Source organism: Pseudanabaena sp. FACHB-2040 (assembly GCF_014696715.1).
GTDB lineage: Bacteria > Cyanobacteriota > Cyanobacteriia > Phormidesmidales > Phormidesmidaceae > JACVSF01.
Window position 1 is genome coordinate 136,920 of sequence record NZ_JACJQO010000010.1, and the last position, 23,268, is coordinate 160,187.

25 protein-coding genes are annotated in these 23,268 nt (G+C 53.4%); 10 read left to right on the plus strand and 15 right to left on the minus strand.

All coding sequences use genetic code 11. From position 1 onward, the window contains the following. Positions 1 to 57: 57 nt before the first annotated feature. On the minus strand, positions 58 to 720 hold the full coding sequence (locus H6G13_RS13300) for a DUF2834 domain-containing protein (protein ID WP_190483847.1): 663 nt from the start codon (positions 718 to 720) through the stop codon (positions 58 to 60). Positions 721 to 1,012: 292 nt separating this feature from the next. Between H6G13_RS13300 and H6G13_RS13305 the strand changes: the two genes are divergently transcribed. Further along, on the plus strand, positions 1,013 to 2,002 hold the full coding sequence (locus tag H6G13_RS13305) for a pentapeptide repeat-containing protein (protein WP_347277475.1): 990 nt from the start codon (positions 1,013 to 1,015) through the stop codon (positions 2,000 to 2,002). Positions 2,003 to 2,116: 114 nt separating this feature from the next. Then, positions 2,117 to 2,437, plus strand: coding sequence for a divalent-cation tolerance protein CutA (gene cutA / locus H6G13_RS13310; RefSeq protein ID WP_190483698.1), 321 nt, complete (start codon positions 2,117 to 2,119; stop codon positions 2,435 to 2,437). A 2-nt stretch (positions 2,438 to 2,439) separates the two neighbouring features. On the opposite strand, the gene H6G13_RS13315 is transcribed toward cutA, so the two are convergent. The 6 genes from H6G13_RS13315 to hflX form a co-directional block, all read right to left on the minus strand. Continuing rightward, the gene (locus H6G13_RS13315; protein ID WP_190483699.1) at positions 2,440 to 3,150 is read right to left on the minus strand and encodes an SDR family oxidoreductase; all 711 of its coding nucleotides are present in this window, start codon (positions 3,148 to 3,150) and stop codon (positions 2,440 to 2,442) included. Between the two features lie 113 nt (positions 3,151 to 3,263). Then, complete coding sequence (locus H6G13_RS13320) at positions 3,264 to 3,506, minus strand: gas vesicle protein GvpG (protein ID WP_190483700.1); 243 nt, start codon at positions 3,504 to 3,506, stop codon at positions 3,264 to 3,266. A gap of 2 nt (positions 3,507 to 3,508) precedes the next feature. Further along, positions 3,509 to 4,252, minus strand: coding sequence for a GvpL/GvpF family gas vesicle protein (locus tag H6G13_RS13325; protein WP_190483701.1), 744 nt, complete (start codon positions 4,250 to 4,252; stop codon positions 3,509 to 3,511). An 88-nt stretch (positions 4,253 to 4,340) separates the two neighbouring features. Then, positions 4,341 to 4,823, minus strand: coding sequence for a gas vesicle protein K (locus H6G13_RS13330; RefSeq protein ID WP_190483702.1), 483 nt, complete (start codon positions 4,821 to 4,823; stop codon positions 4,341 to 4,343). Positions 4,824 to 4,832: 9 nt separating this feature from the next. Next, positions 4,833 to 5,024, minus strand: coding sequence for a hypothetical protein (locus H6G13_RS13335; RefSeq protein WP_190483703.1), 192 nt, complete (start codon positions 5,022 to 5,024; stop codon positions 4,833 to 4,835). 270 nt (positions 5,025 to 5,294) lie between these two features. Then, positions 5,295 to 6,980, minus strand: coding sequence for a GTPase HflX (hflX, locus tag H6G13_RS13340; RefSeq protein WP_190483849.1), 1,686 nt, complete (start codon positions 6,978 to 6,980; stop codon positions 5,295 to 5,297). Between the two features lie 556 nt (positions 6,981 to 7,536). Here hflX and H6G13_RS13345 point away from each other — a divergent pair. Both H6G13_RS13345 and H6G13_RS13350 read left to right on the plus strand, forming a co-directional pair. Beyond that, positions 7,537 to 7,992, plus strand: coding sequence for a CAAD domain-containing protein (locus tag H6G13_RS13345; RefSeq protein ID WP_190483704.1), 456 nt, complete (start codon positions 7,537 to 7,539; stop codon positions 7,990 to 7,992). A gap of 201 nt (positions 7,993 to 8,193) precedes the next feature. Next, positions 8,194 to 9,495 carry a hypothetical protein gene (locus H6G13_RS13350; protein WP_190483705.1) on the plus strand — a complete coding sequence of 434 codons (1,302 nt, stop codon included), beginning with the start codon at positions 8,194 to 8,196 and terminating at the stop codon, positions 9,493 to 9,495. 54 nt (positions 9,496 to 9,549) lie between these two features. Here H6G13_RS13350 and H6G13_RS13355 read toward each other — a convergent pair whose 3' ends face one another. The 3 genes from H6G13_RS13355 to H6G13_RS13365 all read right to left on the minus strand — a co-directional run bounded on the left by H6G13_RS13355 (position 9,550) and on the right by H6G13_RS13365 (position 13,266). Beyond that, positions 9,550 to 10,830 carry a serpin family protein gene (locus H6G13_RS13355; RefSeq protein ID WP_190483706.1) on the minus strand — a complete coding sequence of 427 codons (1,281 nt, stop codon included), beginning with the start codon at positions 10,828 to 10,830 and terminating at the stop codon, positions 9,550 to 9,552. Positions 10,831 to 10,922: 92 nt separating this feature from the next. Continuing rightward, positions 10,923 to 11,666 (minus strand): lipase family protein, encoded by a 744-nt coding sequence (locus H6G13_RS13360; protein WP_190483707.1) that lies wholly within the window; start codon positions 11,664 to 11,666, stop codon positions 10,923 to 10,925. Between the two features lie 31 nt (positions 11,667 to 11,697). Next, entirely contained in the window at positions 11,698 to 13,266 is a 1,569-nt protein-coding gene (locus tag H6G13_RS13365; RefSeq protein WP_347277481.1) for a S8 family serine peptidase, read from the minus strand. Between the two features lie 373 nt (positions 13,267 to 13,639). Between H6G13_RS13365 and rpe the strand changes: the two genes are divergently transcribed. After that, complete coding sequence (gene rpe / locus H6G13_RS13370; protein ID WP_190483709.1) at positions 13,640 to 14,347, plus strand: ribulose-phosphate 3-epimerase; 708 nt, start codon at positions 13,640 to 13,642, stop codon at positions 14,345 to 14,347. Positions 14,348 to 15,396: 1,049 nt separating this feature from the next. Here the strand turns inward: rpe and H6G13_RS13380 are convergent. Then, positions 15,397 to 16,119: a phycobilisome rod-core linker polypeptide gene (locus tag H6G13_RS13380; protein ID WP_190483711.1), complete on the minus strand. Its 723-nt coding sequence runs from the start codon at positions 16,117 to 16,119 to the stop codon at positions 15,397 to 15,399. A gap of 177 nt (positions 16,120 to 16,296) precedes the next feature. After that, complete coding sequence (locus tag H6G13_RS13385) at positions 16,297 to 16,770, minus strand: phycobilisome protein (protein ID WP_190483712.1); 474 nt, start codon at positions 16,768 to 16,770, stop codon at positions 16,297 to 16,299. A 284-nt stretch (positions 16,771 to 17,054) separates the two neighbouring features. Between H6G13_RS13385 and H6G13_RS13390 the strand changes: the two genes are divergently transcribed. From H6G13_RS13390 to H6G13_RS13410, 5 genes are all read left to right on the plus strand, one after another. After that, positions 17,055 to 18,083: a ParM/StbA family protein gene (locus tag H6G13_RS13390; RefSeq protein ID WP_190483713.1), complete on the plus strand. Its 1,029-nt coding sequence runs from the start codon at positions 17,055 to 17,057 to the stop codon at positions 18,081 to 18,083. After that, positions 18,065 to 18,346: a hypothetical protein gene (locus H6G13_RS13395; RefSeq protein ID WP_190483714.1), complete on the plus strand. Its 282-nt coding sequence runs from the start codon at positions 18,065 to 18,067 to the stop codon at positions 18,344 to 18,346. The genes H6G13_RS13390 and H6G13_RS13395 overlap by 19 nt, the downstream gene beginning before the upstream one ends. A gap of 76 nt (positions 18,347 to 18,422) precedes the next feature. Then, the gene (bchI, locus tag H6G13_RS13400) at positions 18,423 to 19,532 is read left to right on the plus strand and encodes a magnesium chelatase ATPase subunit I (protein WP_190483715.1); all 1,110 of its coding nucleotides are present in this window, start codon (positions 18,423 to 18,425) and stop codon (positions 19,530 to 19,532) included. Between the two features lie 6 nt (positions 19,533 to 19,538). Continuing rightward, positions 19,539 to 20,027: a crossover junction endodeoxyribonuclease RuvC gene (ruvC, locus tag H6G13_RS13405; protein ID WP_190483716.1), complete on the plus strand. Its 489-nt coding sequence runs from the start codon at positions 19,539 to 19,541 to the stop codon at positions 20,025 to 20,027. 339 nt (positions 20,028 to 20,366) lie between these two features. After that, positions 20,367 to 20,669, plus strand: coding sequence for a hypothetical protein (locus H6G13_RS13410; protein WP_190483717.1), 303 nt, complete (start codon positions 20,367 to 20,369; stop codon positions 20,667 to 20,669). 156 nt (positions 20,670 to 20,825) lie between these two features. Here H6G13_RS13410 and H6G13_RS13415 read toward each other — a convergent pair whose 3' ends face one another. Genes H6G13_RS13415 through H6G13_RS13425 form a run of 3 tightly spaced genes read right to left on the minus strand, consistent with a single transcriptional unit; the run spans position 20,826 to position 23,247 of the window. Next, positions 20,826 to 21,353, minus strand: coding sequence for a prepilin-type N-terminal cleavage/methylation domain-containing protein (locus H6G13_RS13415; protein ID WP_190483718.1), 528 nt, complete (start codon positions 21,351 to 21,353; stop codon positions 20,826 to 20,828). A 36-nt stretch (positions 21,354 to 21,389) separates the two neighbouring features. Beyond that, complete coding sequence (locus tag H6G13_RS13420; RefSeq protein WP_190483719.1) at positions 21,390 to 22,439, minus strand: prepilin-type N-terminal cleavage/methylation domain-containing protein; 1,050 nt, start codon at positions 22,437 to 22,439, stop codon at positions 21,390 to 21,392. Positions 22,440 to 22,476: 37 nt separating this feature from the next. After that, the gene (locus H6G13_RS13425) at positions 22,477 to 23,247 is read right to left on the minus strand and encodes a type II secretion system protein (RefSeq protein ID WP_190483720.1); all 771 of its coding nucleotides are present in this window, start codon (positions 23,245 to 23,247) and stop codon (positions 22,477 to 22,479) included. Positions 23,248 to 23,268: the final 21 nt, after the last annotated feature.

Consider the following 23,268-nt stretch of genomic DNA (forward strand, 5'->3'; position numbering starts at 1 on the left):
AGTCCTGTCAGCCTTTTCAGGATAACGAGTCGAACCGCAGATGCGTTTAGCGTCAGCCTAAACGGGAGTTTCTGCCAGCCCGATCTGTTCCTCCGGTAAAGGGGGCCGTAGCGTTAGATAGGCTGCCGCCCCTATTAACGGCAGCAGCACTACTACCCAAAACCAGGCAGGCTGCTTGAGCCCCCGCCGGGCCATGTCATCTCCCAGCAGCACCGGAAACAGCCCCCACAGCAGGCAAAAGTCTAAGCTGGCCACATGGATAAAGCGGCTGGTGCGCCACTGCTGCCAAAAGTCGCTCCAGTCCCCCGCAATCAGGCCAAAGGCCACTAGCCCCAAAGAGGAGAGCAGCAGCCCCAGTCCCAACCAGCGAGAGTCTAGCAGCTTCAGCAGCCAGTTCTTAGCCCCGTTAAAAGTCGGGTTGGGCGATCGCCAAATTAGGTATGGCAAAATCGCAAAGGCCCCCGTCCCAAAGGAGGCCACTACAAAAGGCCAAGCTTTTGCCTGCTGCTGATGGCCATCGATCAGTGCGATCGCAGCATAGATCATGGGCCAGATTCCCATGACACTAAACAGGGCTGAAACAGCTGGATTAATGCCGTCCCAGTCACCCACAGAAAGCCTCACAATCAAATCAGTAGTGCCCGGCTGATTGGGCGGTGCGAACACAAAAGCGTAAACTAGAACACTAATCCAGAGGACAGATAAACCAAAGCGCATCATGATACTTAAAATAAACACCCAGAACTACTAAGTTTCAATCCAATTTATCAATCAAATTAAAACAAAGCAGACAGTGAGGCTCCCAGCAACTAGGCTTGGATAGAGAGTTCTGTCATTTACCTAAAGCAAGCCTTAAGAAGAAATTAAAAACAGTTTCAGTACAGACCTCTCCACTGTTGTGTTCACCCAGTTCAAACGTCTGATCTGGAGACAAAAACTTTTAAAGAACAATTTTTATACCCTCAGATAGTAAGTTTCGTTACGTTCAATTCTCATTTCCGGGGAAAGCACTGTGCCCCTTGCTACTGTTCGATGGCCGCAGCAAACACCGGCCGGTAACCGCCGTGCTATGCACATCAATTATTTTCTAGAGCTATACGAGTCTGGATACCGGGAATTTGCCGGGATTCATTTGAGTGGTGCCGATCTCAAGAACAGAATTTTGGTCGACGTCAACTTGACGGGGGCGAATCTAACCGGAGCCGACCTCAAGCGCACCTTTTTGACCAAAGCCAACCTAAAAGGAGCCAAGCTCAACTGGGCCGATTTTAGCTTTACCAAAATGAGCGAGAGCAGCCTAGCCCAGGCTGACTTGACCAAAGCCAATCTACGAGGTTCCTTCTTGGTCAGATCCGACCTGGCAGGGGCGCGGCTGAGCGGCAGCAATCTCAGCCATGCCAACCTGAGTCGGGCCAACCTAGCTGGGGCCAATTTGTGTGGGGCCAATTTGTGTGGGGCTAACCTGCGGGGCGCTAACCTCAGTGGAGCCAACTTGGCCTGGGCTCACCTCAGCGGTGCCCGCCTCAGCGGCGCAGAACTCGATGAAACTCGCCTTGATGCAGCCAATCTTGAGGGAGCCTGGCTCAACGGAGTCGATCTGCACGGCATGGACCTCAGTGGCGTTAACCTGAAGGATGCCAAGCTCAACGGCTCAAACCTAGACAATACCAATCTGAGTGCCGCTAACCTAACCCAGGCAACCCTACGAGGTGTCAGCCTTGTTGGAGCCAACCTCAGCAGCTCTGACCTGACGGGAGCCATTCTATGGAATGCCCGACTAAATGGAGCCGACTTAACTCGGGCCGACCTGACCCGGGCCAATTTAGGCGACGCTTCCTTAGAAGGAGCCGTGGTCGAAGGCACTGAGTTTACCGATGCTGTTTTGCCTAAGGCTGCCAGAGCTTACCTGCTGGAAGCTGTACGCGGCACCACCCGATGGACTCACCGAGAGTCGCGCGACACGCTGAAAAACTCAGAATTTATTGATCGCCTCAATTTTTGAGCAACCTCTGAAGTAGACTTAGCCCCCTTAAGCTTCAGGGGCTTTGTCGTTATACCCACTAGGTCAACTCCAGCTTGCAGCATTGTCACAACGGCAGACCAAGAGGAGAAAATCATGTCAACTTTTGGAGTGGTTCTCGTCACCGCTAGCTCCCGCGAGGAGGCTCTGCGCTTGGCCGACCACTTGGTAAATGAGTCTTTAGCTGCGTGCGTCAGCTTCTTTCCTATGCACTCGGTCTACTCCTGGCAGGGCACAATCCATCACGATGATGAGTGGCAGATGGTGATTAAGACCAACCTAGACTATTTCAACCTGCTCGCAGCCCGAGTTAAAGAACTTCATTCCTATGAGGTGCCAGAGGTGATTGCCTTGCCCATTACCCAGGGATCAAAACCCTACTTAGATTGGCTAGCCGAGCAAACAACATTCAAGTAGTCCTACCAGGGAATGGGGCTGCGATCGCGCCAAAATAGCCCCGACGGAGCATCATCCGGCAGGGTTGCCAGCCACACAACTGTGTCGGCTCCCTGTTCTGGACTGCGCGTTGCCCCTGTGCCTCCCATATCCGTCTTAACCCAACCTGGACAGACACTATTTACCTTAATGTTGGTGCCCTCTAGCTCGTTGGCCAAAATTCGGGTGATAGCGTTCAGAGAAACTTTAGACAGCCGGTATGCAGTGTGGCCGCCGCCCATGTCGCTCAGCTGCCCCATGCCCGAAGACACATTGACAATGCGGCCATAGCCCTGTTGCTTCATCAGCGGCACAAATGACTGAGCCAGCAGGATAGGGGCATAGGCATTAGTCTCCATTGCCTCTCGAATCGGCCCCACATCGATACTGAGAATGCTGCCGTCGTGAGCATCGGGCAAAATTCCGGCGTTGTTTACCAGAATGTCTACCCGACCGAACTCAGACTCCAGCAGCTCCGCCAGAATTTTGATGCCGCCTGAATCTGTCACACTCAGCTGATGGGCCACGACATCTAGCCCCTCCTGCCGGAGCTTTTCTGCTGCCGCCTCACCTTTTTTGGGGTCGCGGCTGCCCAGAACTACCTTGATCCCCTGTTTGGCTAGCTGCCGAGTTGTCTCAAAACCAATGCCACGATTGGCTCCCGTTACCAAAGCGACTCGCTGTTCTGCCGCCATTTTTACCTACCTGTGCCTGTAACAACTGTTAATCAGCTTTTACTGACACCTTACGCAATCGCGCTTCGTCTAGCCTCTGTTGGCGGGTATGTCTTTAATATTTTCTCTAGGCCCTAGGCTTCCTCACTGGCCTGAATTTGCAGATCCTCAATCGCCAGCAGCAGCTCCTCTTCCTGGGCTTCAAAAAGATCTTCATCGAGTTCGCCCATGTCAAAGGCTAGCTGTAGAGCCAGCAACTGCTTTTGGAGCACCTCTAGGTCGTTTGTCTCGCCCTCGGCCTGCTCAAGCAGCTTTTCAGCAACCCAGGTAACGCCGCTAAGGGGGCCGGTCACAGGCAGCAGTAGAAGATTCAACATGGTTAATCCAGCCGATCAAGCTGTGCGAAGTTGTAGGGAGCCGTGAAATTGTTGTAGCGAATCCGCAGCCGCTCCTCGAATTGAGCATCTAGGGCTTCAATGGCTTGGCTGAAGGAGGGTTCGTCCTCCCAGTCAATTAGGTAGGCTGCGTTGTAAATCATTGAATCCATCATCGGGTCGTTTTCCACGGCTTCGACGGCTAGCGAGTTCAAGGCTGCTCTAAAGGCGGTGATAATTCCCTGTTTGCGAGCATTCATTGCCTGCTCGATATCTTGGCCAATGCTGATTATCTGATCCATACTGAGCTGCTTGCCTTCTAAGGCATCGCGCTCCTGCCGGAGTGAGGCATTTTCCTGCATCAGCATCTCTAGCTCGGCTGCCTGGTCCCACAGCACTTTAACGCTGACCTCTCGCCGCCCCTCTAATCGCTCAAACAGCCGGTTGAGTCCTGATCCGTGGGGTTCTACGAGCTGCTGCACAACCTGCTCCCAGCCCTCAATGATTAGCCCAAACTGCAGCGGCAGCAGCGTGCGGTGGCCGTGCTGCATCGCTTCTTCTAAAACTTTCTCGTGACCCAGCAAGTTCTTGCGGCTAGCTAGGTAGCGCTCCTGCCCGGTTTCTGAATAGAGAAACGTGAATCCCTCTAGCGGGTGCGATCGCACTTGCTGTTTATCTAGTCCCTCAACCTCAAGCTCACTAGGGCCAGGAGCCGGAAAAATACCGTATAGGTAGTAGCGATCTGCCATATCAGTAGAGTGGCCCAGCCACCCGCATTAATTTAAGGAGTCAGTCAGCAATCCGATAAGACTTCTCCCTGCGTCAAAAGAGAAGCTTTTAGATCGGTTTAGAGGTCAGCACTAGCCGCAGCTTGGCATGAATCAAATTCAGCTGCGCCAGCCCCAAATCGACATCTCCCTCGACCACTACCCCAGTGCTCAGGAGTCGATCCAGCAGCTCTAAAATCGTGGGTTTTTGGGAGTTTCCACCGGGGTAGTAGCCCCCTTCCTTAGGCAGCAGCGTACCCACTTCTCCCAAGTCGAGATTCAAATCTGCTGGATCCACGTCAAAAACTTCACAGAGGTTAAGCACCTGCTCTTCAAGCTTGCGAATACTCTCAGCTGCTCGATCTAGCTCCTCATCACTGAGGTAGCCCGCCTCCATACGGCGAATCACCTGAGCTTCCATGAGTTGACGCAACAGCTCAATCACCGTTAGCAGCAACGGAGCTAGGCCCGCATCCGCTCCTTTCTTAGGCTGAATCGCCACGTCAGGGAGGCGTTCAAAAGCAGAATTTCCAGCAGGATTCTTGGAGGTCATGGCCTCAGCCTAGTGCCGACGCCACATCATATCGCGCCACTGCCTCTGAGAGTCGTGAGCCAGCATTTGGGTGTAGCCTGCTACCATCCGCCCCTGATCCTGAATCAGGCTGGCAGACATCGAGCTAGTCGTGCGGCAAGAGCGAAAACTGGGAATTGTCCGGCTCGTAGCAATGTGCTTCATTGTGCGGACTGTGAGCATGGGTGCCTCCAAAGAGCAGCTAAGTGAAGACTCTCTCTAGAGTGCCCCTCAAGTTCAGAAGTCCTACAGACTCAGCAGACCGAAATATGCTGATTTAATCTTGGATACTTCTCAGTGCTAGGAAACGCATTCTTAGGAGGCGCAGCGTGCTCTTTAGGATTGCTGCGCAATGACCCTATTAAGCCATTGCGCAGCAATCTTCAGCAACCTCTATCGCACAGCTGGTGCTTGTGCTTGCAGACTTGCAGATCAGACGGTTGCAGCATCAGCCTATACGCTGACAGCGTAATCTACGAGCTGCAGCAGCTTTTGCCGTAGGGTTTCTAGGCCGAGGCGCTGGGTGGCGGAGATAAAGAGAGCTTGGGGGTATTCTTCTTGTGCGATCGCAAGCTCATCGCTGCCCACGTCATCTAGCTTGTTAAACACCAGCAAGATGGGGCCGGGCGTTATCGGCATCTGCTGCAGTAGCCCCATCACTGAGTGGATCTGCGCCTGCCAGGCCGGGTGCGATAGATCAACTACGTGCAGCAGCGCATCGGCCTCGGTGACCTCCTCTAGAGTGGCCCGAAAGGCATCCATTAGCGGCGGCGGCAGGTCCTCAATAAAGCCCACTGTGTCGGTCAGGATAAGGCTGCGCGGGGCGTGGGTGTCGGGGTCGAGCACCGTGAGCTGGCGGGAGGTTGGATCGAGGGTGGCAAAGAGCTGGTCGGCGGCGTAGACCTCAGAATTGGTCAGCGCATTGAGCAGTGTAGACTTGCCCGCGTTGGTATAGCCCACCACGGCCAGAGAGGGCACCTCCTGGTGCTGTCGCCGCTGCCGCAGCCGAGCTCGGTGAGCCTGGAGCTGGTTGACCTCCTGCTGCAGTCGGGCGATGCGCCGCTGAATCGCTCGCCGCTCGGTTTCTAGCTTGGTTTCACCGGGGCCTCGGGTGCCAATGCCGCCGCCCAGTCGAGACATCGCCTGCCCGCGTCCGGTTAGCCGGGGCATCTGGTACTCAAGCTGAGCCAGCTCCACCTGAAGTTTGCCCGCTCCGCTCTTGGCCCGCTGAGCGAAAATATCCAAAATCAGCTCAGTGCGGTCTACCACGCGAATGCCGATCTGATTTTCCAGGTTACGCACCTGGGTGGGAGACAGATCTCGGTCAAACACGATCAGGTTAGCGCCTAGGGTCTGAGCCGCCAAAGACACTTCCTGCACCTTTCCAGCTCCCAAAACCGTTTGGGGATGGGGCCGCTCTCGCCGCTGGTGCAGCCTATCGAGAACATCGCCCCCGGCGCTTTCAACCAGCCGCTCCAGCTCCATAATTCGGTTCTGAAACTGCTGCTTGCTTTGTTTGGCCGTCATCATGCCAACAATTAACACCCGGTCGTGGTCAGCATCAACCTGACGGGCAATGAACTGCTTACGAAACTCCTCTTCTAGCCCTTCTGCCAGCTCTAAAAAGTCCTGCTGGGTTAATATATCTAGGCTGAGAGGTGGCGAGACTGTCCAGCGCTCTTCAGGATGGGCTACCAAATGAGCCAAGTAGGTTTCCTGCACATAGCCGGTTGCGCCGCCTCCGCGCCGTTCAAAGCCTCCCCCCGTTAGCGTGATCAGCACTAGAGCATCGAGCCGCTGCAGGGCCATTGCGGTGAGGACGCTGTGGCTGGGTGGTTCAGCCTTGAGCTGGGTAGCGACACAGCGAATACCCGATAAACGCTCGGCTCCGTAGCGGGGTAGCTCTAAGGGTGGAATTTGGGTTTGGCGTGGGGTGCCCACACCAATGCGAATCACCTGCCCCCGACGGTTGAAATAGGCACAGACTGGCTGGTTAATCTCTGTACTGATCGCGGCTAACCGCTGGGCAAATTCTGGAGTGGTAATGCGATCGCCCGGCAGTCGCTGGTAGTAGAGCCTCTGAAGCTGTTTGAGCTGACTGGGTTTGAGTCCCTGCAGCTGACCATAGATCGTATCGATAAGTGCCCCGCCCTCCTGAGCAAAAAATAGTTAGCTATATGACGTATTTTAATAGAGCCGACAGGGTTGCTCAGGCTAAAGACAATTCTCTAGAAAATTGTAACAAGCAGTCACATCTCTCAGGAGAGAGAATCTTTTTCGGGCATTTGCCAGGAAGATTAATGTAGGCAGAGTTTAGTACGTTTGAACCGATCGCAATAGGATAGGATTCCCTGAGATGACCAAACCTTCCAATCAAGGGCAATCGAGATACCGATTTATTCAACATCTTCCTCGACAGCCCAGCCTTGATCAAGCGAGATCAAGCTCGGCCGACCCTGAGATTGTCATCGATCGCCGTAAGCTCCGTAATCTACTAAATTCCTTGGAGAGCTTTTCTGGTGAGTAGAGAAACGCTAGATCGTTGGAACTAGACCAATGGTTTAGTCGTCGCAGGCAATTCTCACCCTTTTGAGGATTTGAAAAACTTCGAGTTTCGGTCTATAACTCTGCTAACGCTCAAAAATTGAGTGTATTCTTATCTGTTGTTGTTAGAAGACCCCCCGGAAGATTAAACATGGAAACAGAATTTCAGTCGGAACCCATGCTGCTTGAACCGGACGGCTCGGTTACTACACCTGAAGCGACTGCACAGTCTGAAGCGACTGCACTGTTAGAGTCCTCAGATCCATATCTGGGTGGTGGCAATTCTCAACAGGTGCAGCGGGTTTTGGACAAGGTTTCAGAACTGCTAGGTGACCTGCCCGAGTACGTAACGGACTTCTTCAGGGAATACCAGCGCCCGATTATCACAGTAGGCCTTATTTTTGCCAGCATCATTTCAGTCAAACTGGTGCTTGCAATCCTAGGGGCTATCAATGAGATTCCGCTCTTGTCTCCCACCTTTGAGCTGATTGGCTTGACCTACAGCGGCTGGTTTGTTTATCGCTATCTGCTGCGAGCCTCAAACCGTCAGGAACTGGTCGAAGATATCAATACCTTAAAAGCTCAGGTGCTGGGCAAAAGTGCTTAGAGTCCGTTCTAACAAGCCCCAGTTCTAAATCACTGTGCAGCTAATTTTCTGATTGAGCAGGTCAACGGCCCAAAAGCGCTTGGCCTGCTTTTTAATGGGTTAGGGAGGACAAACGGGTTACCTGCGTTCGGTTTGCCGCCTAAGGGAGCAGTCGGCAATTTCTATACTAGAAGAGACTGCAAATCCGAAGGAATTTTCGACATGGCTCAAAACGCCGCAGTTTTGCAGGCGGTTGAACGGCTGGGCTACCGGGTTACGGTGGGGGATGTGGCTGCTGAAGCAGGCCTACCCCTGAATGTGGCTCAGCAGGGAGTCCTGGCGCTAGCTAGTGATGTTCAAGCGCACCTGCAGGTGTCTGAAGTTGGGGAAATTGCTTATCAGTTTCCTCGCAATGCCCGTACTATCTTACTCAGCAAGTCCTGGCGACTGCGGCTCCAAGAAACTTGGAACCGGATCTGGCGCGTTCTCTTCTACCTGATCCGCATCTCTTTTGGGATTCTGCTGATCCTGTCGCTGGTGCTAATTGCGGTGGCCATTTTCGCTCTGGTGATGGCTGCCCAGTCTTCTCAGCAAGGAGACAATCGAAATGATCGAAGAGGCGGGGGTGGCTTTATCTTTATGCCCCGCATTTGGTTGGGCAACCCGTTCTACCTGTTTGACTTTAACTACGGATACGGTCGGCAGCGACGGCCCCGAGAGAAGAGTGAGTTCAATTTTCTAGAAGCGATTTTTTCGTTTCTCTTTGGCGACGGTGACCCTAACGCTGATTTAGAAGATAGGCGCTGGCAGACCATCGCTGCTGTGATTCGCAACAATCGGGGTGCAGTGGTGGCCGAGCAAATTGCTCCCTATCTCGATACTTTGGGTCAAGGCTGGTCACGAGAATACGAGGACTTTATGCTGCCCGTGCTGAGCCGCTTCAACGGTCAGCCTGAGGTCAGCCCTCAGGGGCAGCTGGTCTACCATTTCCCCGAACTGCAGGTAACTGCTGACAATCGCCGGTCTATTTCTGTGCCCCAGTTTTTGCAGGAACTGCCGCGCCGCTTTAGTCAGGCTACCTCAGGCCAGATCATGATGGCGATTGGCTTGGGCTCAGCGAATCTGATCGGAGCCTTGGTTTTGGGAAATCTGCTGCAAGATCAGGTTCTAGTCGCTGAACTGGGTGGGCTGGTTGCTTTTGCTAGCTCTATCTACTGGCTGCTGCTGGGCTATGGAGCTGCCTTTTTGGGTCTACCTCTGGTGCGCTATTTCTGGGTGCAGCAGCAAAACCGCAAGATCGATGCTCGCAACAGTCGGCGGGAGGAGCATGCGATCGCACTGGCCGCCACCGACTCAACCCTCCAGGAGAAGTTGAGCTTTGCTCGTCAGTTTGCGGCTCAGGCCATCATCACCCAAGACAACCTGGCCTATACCACCGAGCAGGATCTAATCGAGCAAGAAGCTGCCAACCCTGACAAGGTGGATGAAGAATGGCGACGTCGTCTCCGAGAATCGAACCCATAATCCTCACCCTACCTGTAGAGCGGCGACTAGCTGCTCTCTACAAGGTTTGGCAGTTTATGATGTCGGATCCATTACCCAGCCCATAAACAAAATCGAACCGCTAACCTGATCTTGAATTGCTAGGAAGAAGGGCCGATTAACCGTCATTACAAAGGGCAAGGGCTGCTGAATTGGAGCTGAAGTCACGCTGATGCCGATAGATGTGGCTCCAGCCGCCTCAGTGCCAGCCTCATTCACCTCAATGAAAGTCTTGTGTTTGACCTCACTGATAAAGGTTGATGCGTCGCTGAGGTTACTAAAATTGGCCTGATCGGGGTCAAAGGCAATGCCCAATCCCAGGTCTTTCAGCGGCTCATTTAGGCCCACGCCGTACTCCATTTGAAACCGGGGCAGCTTCAGGTTACCGGGGCGCTGGCGAAATTCACTGCGCCACTGCTGCCAGGTATCGGCTGTAAGCTGAGTTTGCAGCTCTGCTAAGGCCGCCTCTGTTTTGGGCAGCACCACTACCATGCTGAGGCGGCCATTGCCATAGGGCAGGTTAACGGCCTGAAAGTTCTCGGCTTCGGTATAGGAAAAGTCGCCGAACTGGGACATTAAGGGTCGATTGGTAGTGCTGCCATCGGCCTGGTAAAAAGGCTCCTCACGGGTCTGGCTAGGATCAAAGGGAGACTGCCAGGCCCCTTTGAAATAAACGGCGTTGAGCAAAAACAGCACATCGCTTTGGATGATCTCATCGAGAATACCGGGAATTTTACCCGCTGTGGCGCGCTCGACCCAGCTGTTGATCGTCTGCAGGGCTGAGGGCTGGCTGAAATCCAGCACCTGCACCTCCGCTCGGTAGGCAGACTTAGCAATGTCTACAAAGTCTGGCTTGAGGTCGATACCGCCAGCTTTGGCCCAAAGGGAGTTGGCTAGCTCTAGCTGGGTATCGGGGTCAGCCGCTTCTAGAATGGCAATTTGGGTTGCGATCGCATCATTGACCGCCGTCACCTCCATGCCCTGCAGGTTGAGCGTTAGCTTCATCGCGTCCAGCGTTGTGCCAGCCGCTCCCGCCTGAGCCATAGACAGAGCCATAGACACACTCAGGGGAGACAGCACCCGGTTTTCTTGTGGAGTCTCTTGCTGCAGCTGGGAGAGCAGCTCAAAGCCAAAGCGGTTTTGGGCCTCAACCAGTTTGGGGTCAACTGGGGCAGTTAAATCCACTGCCGGGGTTTCTCGAGCATCAGAGTCGGGAACTGCGCCAGAACCAACCTGTCCTGGAACACGGGCACAGCCCCAAAAATTCACTGTAACCAGGGCCGCTAGGGTGAGCCAGCCCAGCCATTTGAGTGCCATGTATAGATCCTACTTAGCAAAACAGTCACCGTATCACCGTGGCACGGCTCTGCTTTCCCCTTCCCCCGATTACAGATTTGGTAACGGCCCAGTTATTTCAAACCGGCTTCCTGGCCCTTAGTTTCTTCCGCTAGGGCCGAGATGTAGTTGTCGATGGCATGGTCACTAAAGCGGCGGCTAAGAACCCTCCAGGTCCAGCGAGACCCCAGCACGACCTCTTTTTCTACATGGGTATAGCCCTGCCAAGAACGGGGAGTGCGGGTTACAATGTCCCAGCCAAAGACGTAGCGGAAGCTGTCGGGTACCCGTTGATTGTAGGACTCAGCTAGGGCCTGGTTGCCCACACGAGGTGCACCAAAGGTATAGACCTCAATGGCCTGGTTATTCTTGCTGGTGATGTTGTACTGAATATCTAGAGCCGCAATAGTAGCCAGAGCACCACCAAGGCTGTGGCCGGTAATCACAATTTTGGGCTGGGGAATTTTTTCGATCGCAGGCAGCAGCCGATCTCGCACGGCAAAATAAGCCGTCATAAACCCGCAATGAAATTTAACGTCACTGTTGCCGTCGCCATAGGGGTAAACCTGCTGGCGGATCTGAAAGTTGTTCATCCAGTCAACCGATCTGTCGCTGCCTCGAAAGACAACGAATATCTGCTCCGACCCTTCTTTGTGAAGAAACGCTACCTGAGTGTCGGTAAAGCCAGAATCTTCACTCTGAATTAGGGTGGTGTCGGTGTCGGGCAGGGCTTCAAACTTGATACCCGAAAAGTCCTTATAGACCTCCTGGCAGAGGCGGGCACAGGTCAATGCGATCGCATTATCAACTTCAGCCATAGACGCAAATTCCCCAGCGATGAGTAGGCAGCTACCGGGCCGGGACCGCCCACCACGCTAGTGCGTAAGGCTGGATAATCTCGTCCGGCACCTGCTGCCGATAGATAACTCTCAGTTTGTACCGCCCTGTTTCCGGAATTTGATAAAAAATGTGTTCAGTACTGTCGACATCGCTCTCAGACGACCAAATGCTGGCGCTCAGGTCTTCATCCTCAGCCCGCATCAGGTAGACGTCGAGGTTGTTGAGCCCCCGATCATTAAAGGTTTCGCCTAGGTCATAGAGATCGTTGCCGTTGGCATCGTCAAGCACGACCTGCCGGTCCCATGTCAGCGTGGCAGAGATAAAGCTGTTTGCCTGCAGAGGCGATTCAAAAACGTAGTCTTCGTAGCGGATCTCAGTGCTAGTGCGAGGCAGATCGGTAGGCGGTACCGGAGACTCTAGAGTGCTATAGTTCCAGCCAATTGCGGGAACTGGGGCATCGGGCGAAAAGGCCCCCGGATTGAACTGCTCATAGGCCCGATAGGCATTGAGATGGCCTGTGCCTAGCTCATTGTGTAGAGGAATTTTGCGATCGCGATAGGCATCCGACTGCCGCCAGTCCTGATTCTTCTGATCCAGCAGCGTTCGAGACATGCCCAGCCGCAGCCCATCCCCCGTATCCGCCAGCTTATCAGCAGAGTTAAGCAAGATAGCTTTGATCACAGTTGGCTTACGGGCGTCCAAACTCCAGTTGGGTGAGCCTGAGCGGATCTGCCGGTCGGCCAGCTGCTGCAGCAACGCCACAGTGCCCACCACATGAGGCGCAGCGAAACTGGTACCGCTGCCCACCCGCGGCTGCCCGTCTGGGTCAAGCAGCGCAATCTGGCTGCCGGGGGCTACCAAATTGATTGATCGGCGCGGCCCTTCGTTGGTTTCTGGCCCCGCCGCCCGTGTGGGCTGAAACGCGGGCTCACTACTCAGGTTAGAGAAGTCCACCTTAGTAAACATCCCATCCTGCAGCCGCGAATAGGCCACATTGATGCCGTTAAAGTTATCTGTCGGAATCGGAATGCCGCCACCGCCTTGGTTACCCGCAACCACATAGAGCACGTCATGAACTCGGTGAGACCAATCAATACATTGGGTTAACAGGGCATTGCCATCTAGCACCGGCTCCGGTCGCGGGTCGCGGCCCAAAGATTCACCAAAGCTGAAGTTGATCGCCCGCACATCACCGCTATTTTGCAGCGCCAAGTGCTGGGAGGCGAGGCACTCCTCCGGCTGCCCGCTTCTGTCTAACAGCGGCCCCACCGCCGCAGAATAGAGCATCGCTTCGGGAGCCACCCCAGTATTTTGCTTGTCTTGGCTGACCATAATGCCTGCCACATTGGCGGCATGACCATCAATAAATTCATCCGCAGAGGCCGAGCGGTTGAGCAGAAAAACCTGCCGCACCGTAACCGGCATGTTTTCGTAGGCAACCTTGTCAAGGCCAAACTGACTAGGCCGACCAATTTCCACCTGTCCAATAGCAATTTTTTGCCCAGTCAGGTTGTAGGGCGCAGCGTGTAAACGTCGTGCATCAATGCCCTCAGGCCCAACCGAGAGGGAGAGCGCCATCACCGGCAGGGCCAGAGCACTGGCTCCCAAGGCCGACCCCAGATAAAGGGCAGGCTTAGTCAGCGAAGTAGGTAGCCAGGCGCGAACAGATTTGACCATAAGACGTTGTCAGCAAAGCATTCTCTGGCCAAACTCTACCCTATAAAACCTGTGGGCGGGTACAAATCCCAAGCCTCGTCTAAGGGTTTTTCAAAAATTTTTGCCCAACATTTCGAGCGGGCTGAAGCAATTGCCCTTAAGCAAAATCAGCATGCGGCAGCAGGGCTCGTAAAGAAATGAGTATTTTGGCCTAAAAAAGCGACCTTGAAATGTGAGAAAAACTTAAGGTTTTGTTACGATAGACACATGCTGATGACAGGAGAACTCGCTCACCATGACCCAGGCCAAATCCAATAAGTCCACTGTTATTGCACCTTCCATTTTGTCGGCTGATTTTAGCCGTTTGGGCGACGAGATCCGGGCTGTCGACCAGGCAGGCGCGGACTGGATTCACGTGGATGTCATGGATGGTCGGTTTGTACCGAACATCACCATCGGCCCCCTGATTGTCGAGGCCATCCGTCCGGTCACCCAAAAGCCGCTAGATGTGCACCTGATGATTGTGGAGCCAGAGAAGTACGTAGAAGGCTTTGCCAAAGCCGGAGCCGATATCATCTCTGTTCACGCCGAGCACAATGCGTCTCCCCACCTGCATCGCACCCTAGGCCAAATTAAGGAACTGGGCAAGCAGGCAGGTGTTGTGCTCAACCCCTCCACCCCCCTATCGCTAATCGAGTATGCGCTGGAGCTTTGCGATCTAGTGCTGATCATGAGCGTCAACCCCGGCTTTGGAGGGCAGAGCTTCATCCCCGGCGTCCTTCCTAAGATTCGGGCTCTGCGCCAGATGTGCGACGAGCGCGGCCTCGACCCCTGGATTGAGGTAGACGGCGGACTCAAGGCCAACAACACCTGGCAGGTGCTAGAGGCAGGAGCCAATGCTGTTGTGGCTGGATCTGCGGTCTTTAATGCGCCTGACTACGCAACGGCTATCGAAAGCATTCGCAGCAGCAAGCGGCCTACGCCCGAACTGGCTGCGGTTTAGATTTTCAGTTTGAAAGGAATTAGCTTATAGGGGGAGCAGTCGCTCTCCCTATTTTTTTGAGTTATTTCGGTTGCAGCGGTTTTCGGCCCCCCAGCTCCCAATTCTTGGGAAAGATTGAACCCTCCCCAGAAGATAGCCCTCCGGGCATTAAGAAAGGGAAATTTAAAGAGCAAGTACAATTCAGAGAAGTATTGTACTTACCCGAAAACGGCTGTATCAGCATCGCTATCCTCTGCAGATGCTTCAGTAATTTTGCCCAGGAACTTGCTGCTTCTAATTGAAACTGCTCTCTATCTGTAGCAAGTTGTTTTTTGGCTTTATAAAGAAATACGTTAGAGCACCGATGCTGTGATGGAAACTTTTTTTTAGATTAAAGAAGTGCCAGCCGTATCGGTATATCTAGGGTGCCTCCCGGTCAACAAACTATTGCATTTCCTATTTCGTCACGTAATCAGTGTGCACAACCATGACCACCCTTGAGCAAACCATTGAGAAAATTCTGTCGACTCGGCGTATTACCCGAAATGACCAGACTTTAATCATGACAACCTTCGCCAAGAAAACTCTAAGCCCCAAGGATGCTGCTCTAATCAATCGGGTTCACGATGCGCTTCATCAAGGGCGACTTCGTGTAGTTGATTAAGCATTACGGGGCTCAGAAGCTATGAAGTAGTCTCTAAACTAAGAACTTTTTAAGCGAAGCTAAGAGACTATTTGAGAAGTAGCATAGTTTACTGCTCTCTCTTTCTATAACCCTATGGGTGCATATCCATAGGGTAGAGGAAGGTGGATGAAAAGTCCCCTGCTTCAGGGGACTTCTGAGGTCTTGAGCGAGTAATGCCAATTCTCTAAATAGCCGCTACTCATTCACCTATCTACCTATCCACTCTCCCACTTCCTATCCGCAGCACTTTTTTCAGAATTAGCATAAGGGGGCTGAAAATGACTTTTTAGACAGCCTCTAAACCGGACATCCCCCCTGCTTCTAATTGATAAGTAGGGGGGATAAAGATTAGAAACCGCTCTAGAATCGCTCCAGCGGCTTAGAATTACGCTGGCTGCATCAAAGCTTGGCGCAGTTTTTCTCGCTGATCGGCAGAGAGGGCAGAGGCGATCTGCTCTAGATCCGATGGGTTCATAGACCGCAGCATCTGCAGAAAGTCGCCCTGAGATCGGGCCGGGGGCTGGGTGGGTGCTGCTAGGCTGTTTTTCAGACGGCAGTTTCCTCCGTCGCAAGTCAGGCCCAGTTCGTGCCAAAGCATTGTCGGCAGTACTTTACCTCGACGACCGTGCAGTTCACGGTTCAGGATAAAGGTTTCTAGGTAGGCTTTGGGAGATCCGTAGGTTTCCTCCTGGGGAGAGTAGGGGACTGTAAAGCAGCCGAAGTGCTTTCGGTACTCCTCAGAGTCAATCATGTAGGTAATCAGGGCCTGTACACCATCGCGCATGAGGATATCGCAATAGAGCCGCATTTCCTGGCGGTCCCGAGGGGCTCGTCCCATGAAGTGCTTAAAGCAAAGCTCTAAAAACTTTAGGTTTGACGAACCATGGTAAAACTCATCAAGGTAAACTGCTGAATGGCCCAGTGCCTTTAAGAAACGCTTGACGCCAATTTTGTCGTGCAGAAAATCGTCTTCTGCTTTGACTAGCTGCTTTCGCTCAAAGGCATAGGGCTGTCGCTCTAGCACCTGGACATAGATTTGATAAAGGGCTGCTTTGCGCTCCTCTCGGGAAGAGTGCCTGCTGACAGTGACTTCTTGGGTGTAATTCATAATTAAGGTCTTCCTCAAAGCTGGACAACCACGATTGGGTGGGGCTATCTAGAGCCGTTAGAGGGGGCACGGCGTAGGGGAAACAGAGTCACGAGTCAAGCAGTATCACCTCCCAGCTCTAAAGCCAGGCAGTTTGACCCGTAACCCGTGAGATTATGAGGGGCACTTGCTGCTGATTCAGGTGTAGGGCTGAAGAGAGTTGAGCACAATGCTGATGTAGGGGCGGATCAGGCTGCTGTTAGCGGGGGTTAGTGTCTCATCAACAGCTTCTTGAAGATACTGATAAGCTTTGGAGCAGGCCACTTGTTTATGGTGGGCTCGCAGCACGGTATCTAGCCAGAACATGACCTTTTCTAAAAATAGAAATTCGTCATCTCGCAAGATAGACAGAGCAATATAGCGCAGCACTTCACTCATGTCATACTGGCAGCGTTTGGCACTTTGCTGAATAATTTCGGGATGCACCCGAGCAAATTTTCTCAAAGCACTTAGCACCATAGCATCACTGTGCTGGCTGATCTTTTGGTAGGTCTCTAGCCGCTGAGCGTAGCTGTTGACATAGTTCTCTAAAGATCGCAGTTCTTCTGGTGTTAAATAGCGGCCATCGGCGGCGACGATCTGTTGTTCTAGGCTGTGATTTAGGGCTGGCATAGCGGCTCAAAGTACATCAATAACGGAAATAGGGGTTTGCTGTTAGTGAAGCCTGTCTGTTCTGTAGATTTCCCGGTGGGCTAGTACCAGCGACAGCGTGATGTGTTTCTTAATACGGAGTCTGGTGGCTGCTTTAGCAGCGGTTCTTTACAAAAATTCGACCAGTACTTTTGAACTCATGATATAGTTCACGTGTACCAACGGGGACAAAGGTGCCCATACCTGCTGCTGCCCCGTTTAGGCGCTCATTTCAACTCTGCTTAAAGCCCCGTTGAGGTAACTCTATGACCCCGGCTACCAAAACCAGACGCTCTGTGCGATCGCAAGCCCCCGACCCCAGCCCTATCCCTCGCACCCTGGCCCTCGATGCCGGGAACTATGACCTTAAGTTTTTTGACGGCAACGGTCATCCTAAAGCGATTCGTTCGGTTCGTTACCAGTTGCCCCGAGGCCGAGATGCGGTCAGCTACTCTGAAGCCTCGCCGCTGATTGAGCTGCCCGATGGTCGCCGCTACCACTTTGGAGCCCAGGCATATAAATACCGCCGCCAGCAGCAAACTGTGATCGAAAACAAAGTGGAGCTGGCCCGACTCCACCTCTATGCCTGCCTAGAGCCGATTGCCGAAACCGTAGCCGAGTTTCCGCTCCAGCTCTACATCTCCACCCCCGATCCGGGCCGCAATGCAGTTGAGATCGAAGAGCAGCTTGTAGGGCCGCATGAATTTCGGCGCAATGGCCTCGACTTTCGGGTGATGGTCGAGTCGGTGCAGGTCAGACGCGAAGGCATGGGCGCTTACCACTATGCCCAGAAGCAGGGGTTAATCCCTGATACGGGCTACACTATCGTCGTTGATATTGGGGGCGGCACCTGGCTGACCCGTCTGGTAGACGCCGATGGCGAAGTCATCGACGAAAACATCATGGACCGGGGCGGCACCTACGAACTGGCAACCGCCATCAGCTTCGACCGTCGCTTGAGCGATGCCTTAGGCACCACAGCCGACCCCTGCATTGTGATGGACGGTTTCCGAGTGGGTCACCTCTATGCCGATACTGGACTGGGCTGGACAGGCTGGCTAGACGAGTACCTCGACCCATGGTTTAAGGGCATTTTTCAGACAATTAAGGCCCAATTTACGCCTTTCATGCCTAGAGTCACCCGCTTTTTGGTTACTGGCGGCGGCTCTCACCTAATCTCTGATCGGCTAGTAGGCCGAAATCTATTCGCTGTCATGGGCGACCCCCAGTTTGCCAACGTGCGGGGGCTATTTCTGCTATCGAGTGATACCCAATTATGCATGACAACAAAGTAAGGCTCAGCCGAGACGTGCTAGAAAAGGCAGAATCTATCGCTGCTGAGTGGGGGCTAAAAAATGCCCGTGCCGCTATCGAAGCCGTGTTTCGCCGCTACTGCGACGACTATCTTTATGGGCGGCTGCCTACCGATACCGCCCCTCCCCTAGCGGCCTCACCCTCTCGTCGGATGCCCGACCCGCCCACTGCGGCTAAGGCTGATAGGGGAGATCCATCTCAGTGTGAGGCGCTAGATGCCTTAGATGAGCTGCTCTCCCTGTAGGCATCTGGGGTTGGAGGGGAAGCAGTGTGGCAAAATGGAAGACAGTCATTAAATACTGTTACTGTCAGAAGCGCCCGTGAATCCTACCGTTGCAGCCTCTCCTACCCCGACCCCTGCGCCCCGCCGTGCAGTCTTTCCGTTTACTGCCGTGATTGGCCAGGAAGAGATGAAGCTGGCGCTGTTGCTCAACGTGATCGACCCCAAAGTTGGGGGAGTCATGATCATGGGCGATCGCGGCACCGGCAAGTCCACCACCATCCGGGCCCTAGCTGACCTCCTGCCAGAGATCGATATCGTGGCCGATGACCCCTTCAACCGCGCTCCTGAAGATGCAGATCTGCTGGCAGAACGAGGCGTTACCGAACTGCCTTTAGCCAAGAAAAAGGTGCCGATGGTCGATTTACCCCTAGGGGCTACCGAAGATCGAGTCTGCGGCACCATCGATATTGAAAAGGCTCTTTCAGAAGGGGTGAAAGCCTTTGAACCGGGGCTGCTGGCAAAGGCAAACCGAGGCATTCTCTATGTCGATGAGGTGAACCTGCTCGACGATCACCTGGTAGACGTACTGCTAGACTCGGCCGCTTCTGGCTGGAACACGGTCGAACGCGAAGGTATCTCCATTCGTCACCCGGCTCAGTTTGTGCTGGTTGGCTCTGGCAACCCAGAGGAGGGAGAGCTGCGCCCTCAGCTCCTCGACCGCTTTGGCATGCACGCCGAAATTCGTACCGTCAAAGATCCAGAGCTGCGGGTGCAGATTGTAGAGCAGCGCTCTGAGTTTGACCGCAATCCTCAGGAATTTTTGAACACTTACCAGGCTCAGCAGACGGAACTGCAGCACCGACTGGTTAGCGCTCAAGAAAGGCTGGGCGGAGTCGCTCTTGACCATGACTATCGGGTCAAAATTTCCCAAATTTGCGCTGAGCTAGATGTAGACGGTCTGCGTGGCGATATTGTGACTAACCGAGCCGCTAAAGCATTAGCCGCCTACGAAGGTCGTACTGAGGTGACGGTAGACGACATCCGCCGGGTTATTACCCTCTGCCTGCGACACCGACTGCGGAAAGACCCGCTAGAGTCGATTGACTCTGGCCATAAGGTCGAGAAGGTCTTTTGCCAGGTATTTGAGCTGGCCGATCCGGATGCGGCAGCAGCGGCTAATGGCCGTCAGCCGATGGGTGTTCGCTAATACGCTATGACAACTCGAATCTTAGGACTTGATCCAGGTCTGGCAATTCTAGGGTTCGGGGTGATTGAAGCCTCTGCGGGCTCCGTTGGGTCGTTGGCAGGGGCTTCTGTTTTGGATTTTGGCATTATCGAAACGCCTGCCAAGACTGATATTGGGGAGCGGCTGTGCACGATCTACGATGATTTGCACAGCTTAATGAAGCAGGTCACCCCAGACTTGGTCGTGATTGAAAAGATGTTTTTTTACCGGATGGGAAACACTATTTTGGTTGCACAAGCTCGCGGGGTGGTGATGCTGGTGCTAGCTCAGTACCGGGTTCCGCTGATGGAGTTTACGCCTGCCCAGGTGAAGCAGGCTTTGACGGGGTATGGCAATGCTGATAAGGCCTCGGTGCAAGAAGCGGTAGCCCGTGAACTGTGTCTTAACAAAATTCCCAGACCCGATGACGCGGCCGACGCTCTAGCCCTGGCGCTAACTGGCTGGTATAAGCGCTAGCAAGAGGTCTAGTGTGCAAATCAGTTTGTGGGAAGGGCGGGCATGAGAGAGCCTACCCTTCCTCGCGAAAGCCTTTTTTGTGTAAATCGTGACTTGTGTTTGAGGATCGGATGGACTAATATCAATCCTCATAGCTGTGTCTCGCAGCTTGCTTTTCCCCGAAAACTGGATCGACGCTACCGGCAAGTGCGACCAACACAAACCGGCAGCTGACCCAAACGACAGAATCTGGCTGTCGCGTGGGCTGTGCTAATTTTAGCCGCCCTGCTGCTCGCTCATGTCCTTGGGAACCCAGGATTCGGGGATTCCTACCCATTGAATTGAAGGAATCCCCTGATCATGCTGCAAATTCAATATTTTTTGTCGTCTCCCCAGACGTTTACTTTGGGGGCGGCGGCTCAGCCTGCTGTGCCTCAAATTCCTTTAGTGCGGCCTCGGCGGAGGCGGTTACGGCTGTATTTAGTGGGGTCTGAGGGGGATACGCGGGGTGCGATCGCAAGTCTCCATCACCTTGGCTATGCCGAACAGTTTGAGTGGAGCCGCGTCATCGAAATTCCTGAAAACGGCCTGCTGGTGCAGGCGGACCCTGGCGATGTGTTGCGCTACCTCCAGCGCTACCCATCTGCTAGGCTGCCACTATAGTGGGCTGATATCGCCTAATTTGAGAAATCAACGGGCAAATTCTTAGGGTGTGTCATCGCAGCGCGTGACACACCAAATCTCCTAAAAGGCAAGTCTTATCGACAAAATAGGTGCGTTGCGCCAAGGCGACAACACACCCTAATGGAACCCTGCCAATTACTCAGCTCTCATTGATGCGGCAGTCACGTTATCGCACTGGGCATTTGACGCAGTTTTGATGCTGCCGAGTAGGTTGGCGACAATTACACACTGCTGCACCCCTGCCCCATCAGGTCGAATTCTGACCACGAAAGGAATGCTTGCTGTTTCTACAGGCATGCCCCGGTAGTCAAAGGAAATGGTGGCAGGCGTTATGTTTGAAGACAGCGTGATAAATCCGGGGTTGATGTTGCCACTGCCCAAGACTTGGGGCGCACCATTGACCCTTACCGTGGGCACGTCTGCTGCTGTGTCAATAGTGACAAATTGCTGGCTGCGAAGCTGTTCGGCATTGGTCTGGGCTTGTCTAAAGACTTCGGTCAGGTCGTTTTGCACTGTCTTCATGCGCTGGCGGTTAACAAAGGCAAACCAGCCCGGCGCGGCAATACCCATGAGGATAGCGACCATAATAACAACGATTAGAGCCTCGATTAGCGTGAAGCCCCCGTTGGTGGATGCTTTTTGTCTTGACTTAAAGCGGTTCATGAGACTTCATCCTTACAGCAATGGATGGCAAAACTATTATGGCCTCTTGTCTAAGATTCCTCGTACTAAGATGCGAGACTCTAACGTGGGCAGACGACTGTTTTCGTTGTAAGTGGTGAATAGACCCGCTCTGTTAGAAGTTGCATTGCCTCTGAGGTAGACAATTAAGTCTTGGTTGTTTCGGGCAACTTCCTCATCGCCCAACTCAATGGATAGAGCAAGCTCTTCATCTGTAGATAAAACAGGATCTCGAACGCAGACAAAGAAGCTAGTCACTGTTGGGTCACTGGGAATGCGCTGATAGCCAGCAGCTGTATCACAAGCAGGTAGACCTGGGAGGCTAGCAGGCGGAGTATTAGCATCTATTGAATCGACCAAAACAGCAGGCGGATTGCCCTCGGTTGTAGTTGCACCTGCTTTGATTTTCCAACCCTGATTGCCGTTAGCAACCGTTGGAGCTTCAAAGTTACTGGGAGCTGGGTCGGTGAAGCCAGTTCGTTCTTCCAGTGTCGTTAAATTTCTAAACTGGGGAAATTCGTAGCGAAGGATGCGAGCATCGCCTGCCCAAATGCCGTTAGGGTCATTTCCCTGTCGCAGGTACACAACCAGCGTGTAGGTGCTTTGTCGCAAGGAGACGAGTTCACAGTTTGCCCTGAAAGCGATATCTCCTGTGGTGCAGTTGCTGCTGTTAGTACGTAGAGTTTTCAAGGCTGCATTATCAACCGGGTCGATTCGCCAGAAAGCTACAACGGGTGTGGGCGGAAAAGATCCGCCTCTAGGCAAATCTGTCAGCTGATTAGTAATAGCATCCATGTCTGCCTGACTAGGGTACACAAACACCGCCTCTTGGAGTTCGCGGCTGATGTAATCCATTGCGTTGTTTACGTCTTGCTGGGTCTGGTTCAAGACGGCTTCGCTTTGGTCGGCCCTCAGCATTTCCACAACTAGGAACAGCAGGCTAGAAATAATAATTCCAGCAATGACTATAGAAACTAGCAGTTCGGTTAGGGTAAACCCGCCCCGTGAACTTCGCCGTTTTTGTAGCAGCGTTTGGTAAAGCCGAAATGCGAAAGGTGATGAAGCCATGATTGAAAAGCCAGAACGGAGGACAGGACGACGGGCATCAGTCGCATCTAAAGTTAGCCGAGGGAGTTGAGCCTAGATATGTAAAGTAGTCGCAGTAGGAGTTGGTTACGTCTCCTTTAGCGACGGAGGTGTAAAGCACTGCCAGGGGTTGCCTGCGCCGATCGCCTTCGCCTGCCGTCATTGCTGCCCGGCTCTGCTCAACAGGCAAATTACCGGTGTTGCCTCCTTCAAATGCCTGAATGTCATAGACGCGCACGCCCATAACAAAATTTACGGGAAGATTGGAGCCTGGTCTGAGCCGACCAGGGCTGCGGTAGACCTGGACAGCTAGGTCGGGGTTGCCGTCTCCATTGACATCGACTCGCCGGGCATCAAAAGGACCTAAGCCGGTATAGGCAGTAGTTGAATCGCGCAGATTGCCAACTTGAGGGCCATCTACCGATTCAGGGTATTCAATCACGTACTGGCTGCCTCTCACTGCGGTTTTGTTTTCAGTGGTAACTGGGGTGGACTGGGGTAGTTCTACGGTTTCATAGGTGCCGCGTTCTACGATGGTCCGCACCCGGTCAATTTCGGCCTGGGCAACTTTGAGGGCCTGCTCGGTCTTTTGGCTTTGAATGCGGGTGGCCGTGCTAATCACTAGGGCGGGAGCGACCGTGCCAATAACTAGAGACACCATCACAATTGCGACTAGACACTCAATTAGGGTTAGGCCCTTATCGGGGAGGCCCGATGGCAGGGTCGGGTCAGCTTTGAGCAGCCGAGCCGTCAGTCTTTGCAACAGTTGGGCAGATTTGGCATTTGACACGGTCTATCACCTCCCGAGGTT

Excerpts from the sequence above, each read along its gene's own strand:
- H6G13_RS13315 (WP_190483699.1), bottom strand. The coding sequence starts at position 3,150 with ATGGCGGCAGAACAGCGAGTCGCTTTGGTAACGGGAGCCAATCGTGGC.
- cutA (WP_190483698.1), top strand. The coding sequence starts at position 2,117 with ATGTCAACTTTTGGAGTGGTTCTCGTCACCGCTAGCTCCCGCGAGGAG.
- H6G13_RS13350 (WP_190483705.1), top strand. The coding sequence starts at position 8,194 with ATGGCTCAAAACGCCGCAGTTTTGCAGGCGGTTGAACGGCTGGGCTAC.
- H6G13_RS13345 (WP_190483704.1), top strand. The coding sequence starts at position 7,537 with ATGGAAACAGAATTTCAGTCGGAACCCATGCTGCTTGAACCGGACGGC.
- rpe (WP_190483709.1), top strand. The coding sequence starts at position 13,640 with ATGACCCAGGCCAAATCCAATAAGTCCACTGTTATTGCACCTTCCATT.
- H6G13_RS13360 (WP_190483707.1), bottom strand. The coding sequence starts at position 11,666 with ATGGCTGAAGTTGATAATGCGATCGCATTGACCTGTGCCCGCCTCTGC.
- H6G13_RS13380 (WP_190483711.1), bottom strand. The coding sequence starts at position 16,119 with ATGAATTACACCCAAGAAGTCACTGTCAGCAGGCACTCTTCCCGAGAG.
- H6G13_RS13325 (WP_190483701.1), bottom strand. The coding sequence starts at position 4,252 with ATGGCAGATCGCTACTACCTATACGGTATTTTTCCGGCTCCTGGCCCT.
- H6G13_RS13420 (WP_190483719.1), bottom strand. The coding sequence starts at position 22,439 with ATGGCTTCATCACCTTTCGCATTTCGGCTTTACCAAACGCTGCTACAA.
- H6G13_RS13365 (WP_347277481.1), bottom strand. The coding sequence starts at position 13,266 with ATGGCGCTCTCCCTCTCGGTTGGGCCTGAGGGCATTGATGCACGACGT.
- H6G13_RS13385 (WP_190483712.1), bottom strand. The coding sequence starts at position 16,770 with ATGCCAGCCCTAAATCACAGCCTAGAACAACAGATCGTCGCCGCCGAT.
- H6G13_RS13335 (WP_190483703.1), bottom strand. The coding sequence starts at position 5,024 with ATGCTCACAGTCCGCACAATGAAGCACATTGCTACGAGCCGGACAATT.
- H6G13_RS13320 (WP_190483700.1), bottom strand. The coding sequence starts at position 3,506 with ATGTTGAATCTTCTACTGCTGCCTGTGACCGGCCCCCTTAGCGGCGTT.
- H6G13_RS13410 (WP_190483717.1), top strand. The coding sequence starts at position 20,367 with ATGCTGCAAATTCAATATTTTTTGTCGTCTCCCCAGACGTTTACTTTG.
- H6G13_RS13395 (WP_190483714.1), top strand. The coding sequence starts at position 18,065 with ATGCATGACAACAAAGTAAGGCTCAGCCGAGACGTGCTAGAAAAGGCA.
- H6G13_RS13390 (WP_190483713.1), top strand. The coding sequence starts at position 17,055 with ATGACCCCGGCTACCAAAACCAGACGCTCTGTGCGATCGCAAGCCCCC.
- H6G13_RS13415 (WP_190483718.1), bottom strand. The coding sequence starts at position 21,353 with ATGAACCGCTTTAAGTCAAGACAAAAAGCATCCACCAACGGGGGCTTC.
- H6G13_RS13300 (WP_190483847.1), bottom strand. The coding sequence starts at position 720 with ATGATGCGCTTTGGTTTATCTGTCCTCTGGATTAGTGTTCTAGTTTAC.
- H6G13_RS13355 (WP_190483706.1), bottom strand. The coding sequence starts at position 10,830 with ATGGCACTCAAATGGCTGGGCTGGCTCACCCTAGCGGCCCTGGTTACA.
- H6G13_RS13330 (WP_190483702.1), bottom strand. The coding sequence starts at position 4,823 with ATGACCTCCAAGAATCCTGCTGGAAATTCTGCTTTTGAACGCCTCCCT.
- ruvC (WP_190483716.1), top strand. The coding sequence starts at position 19,539 with ATGACAACTCGAATCTTAGGACTTGATCCAGGTCTGGCAATTCTAGGG.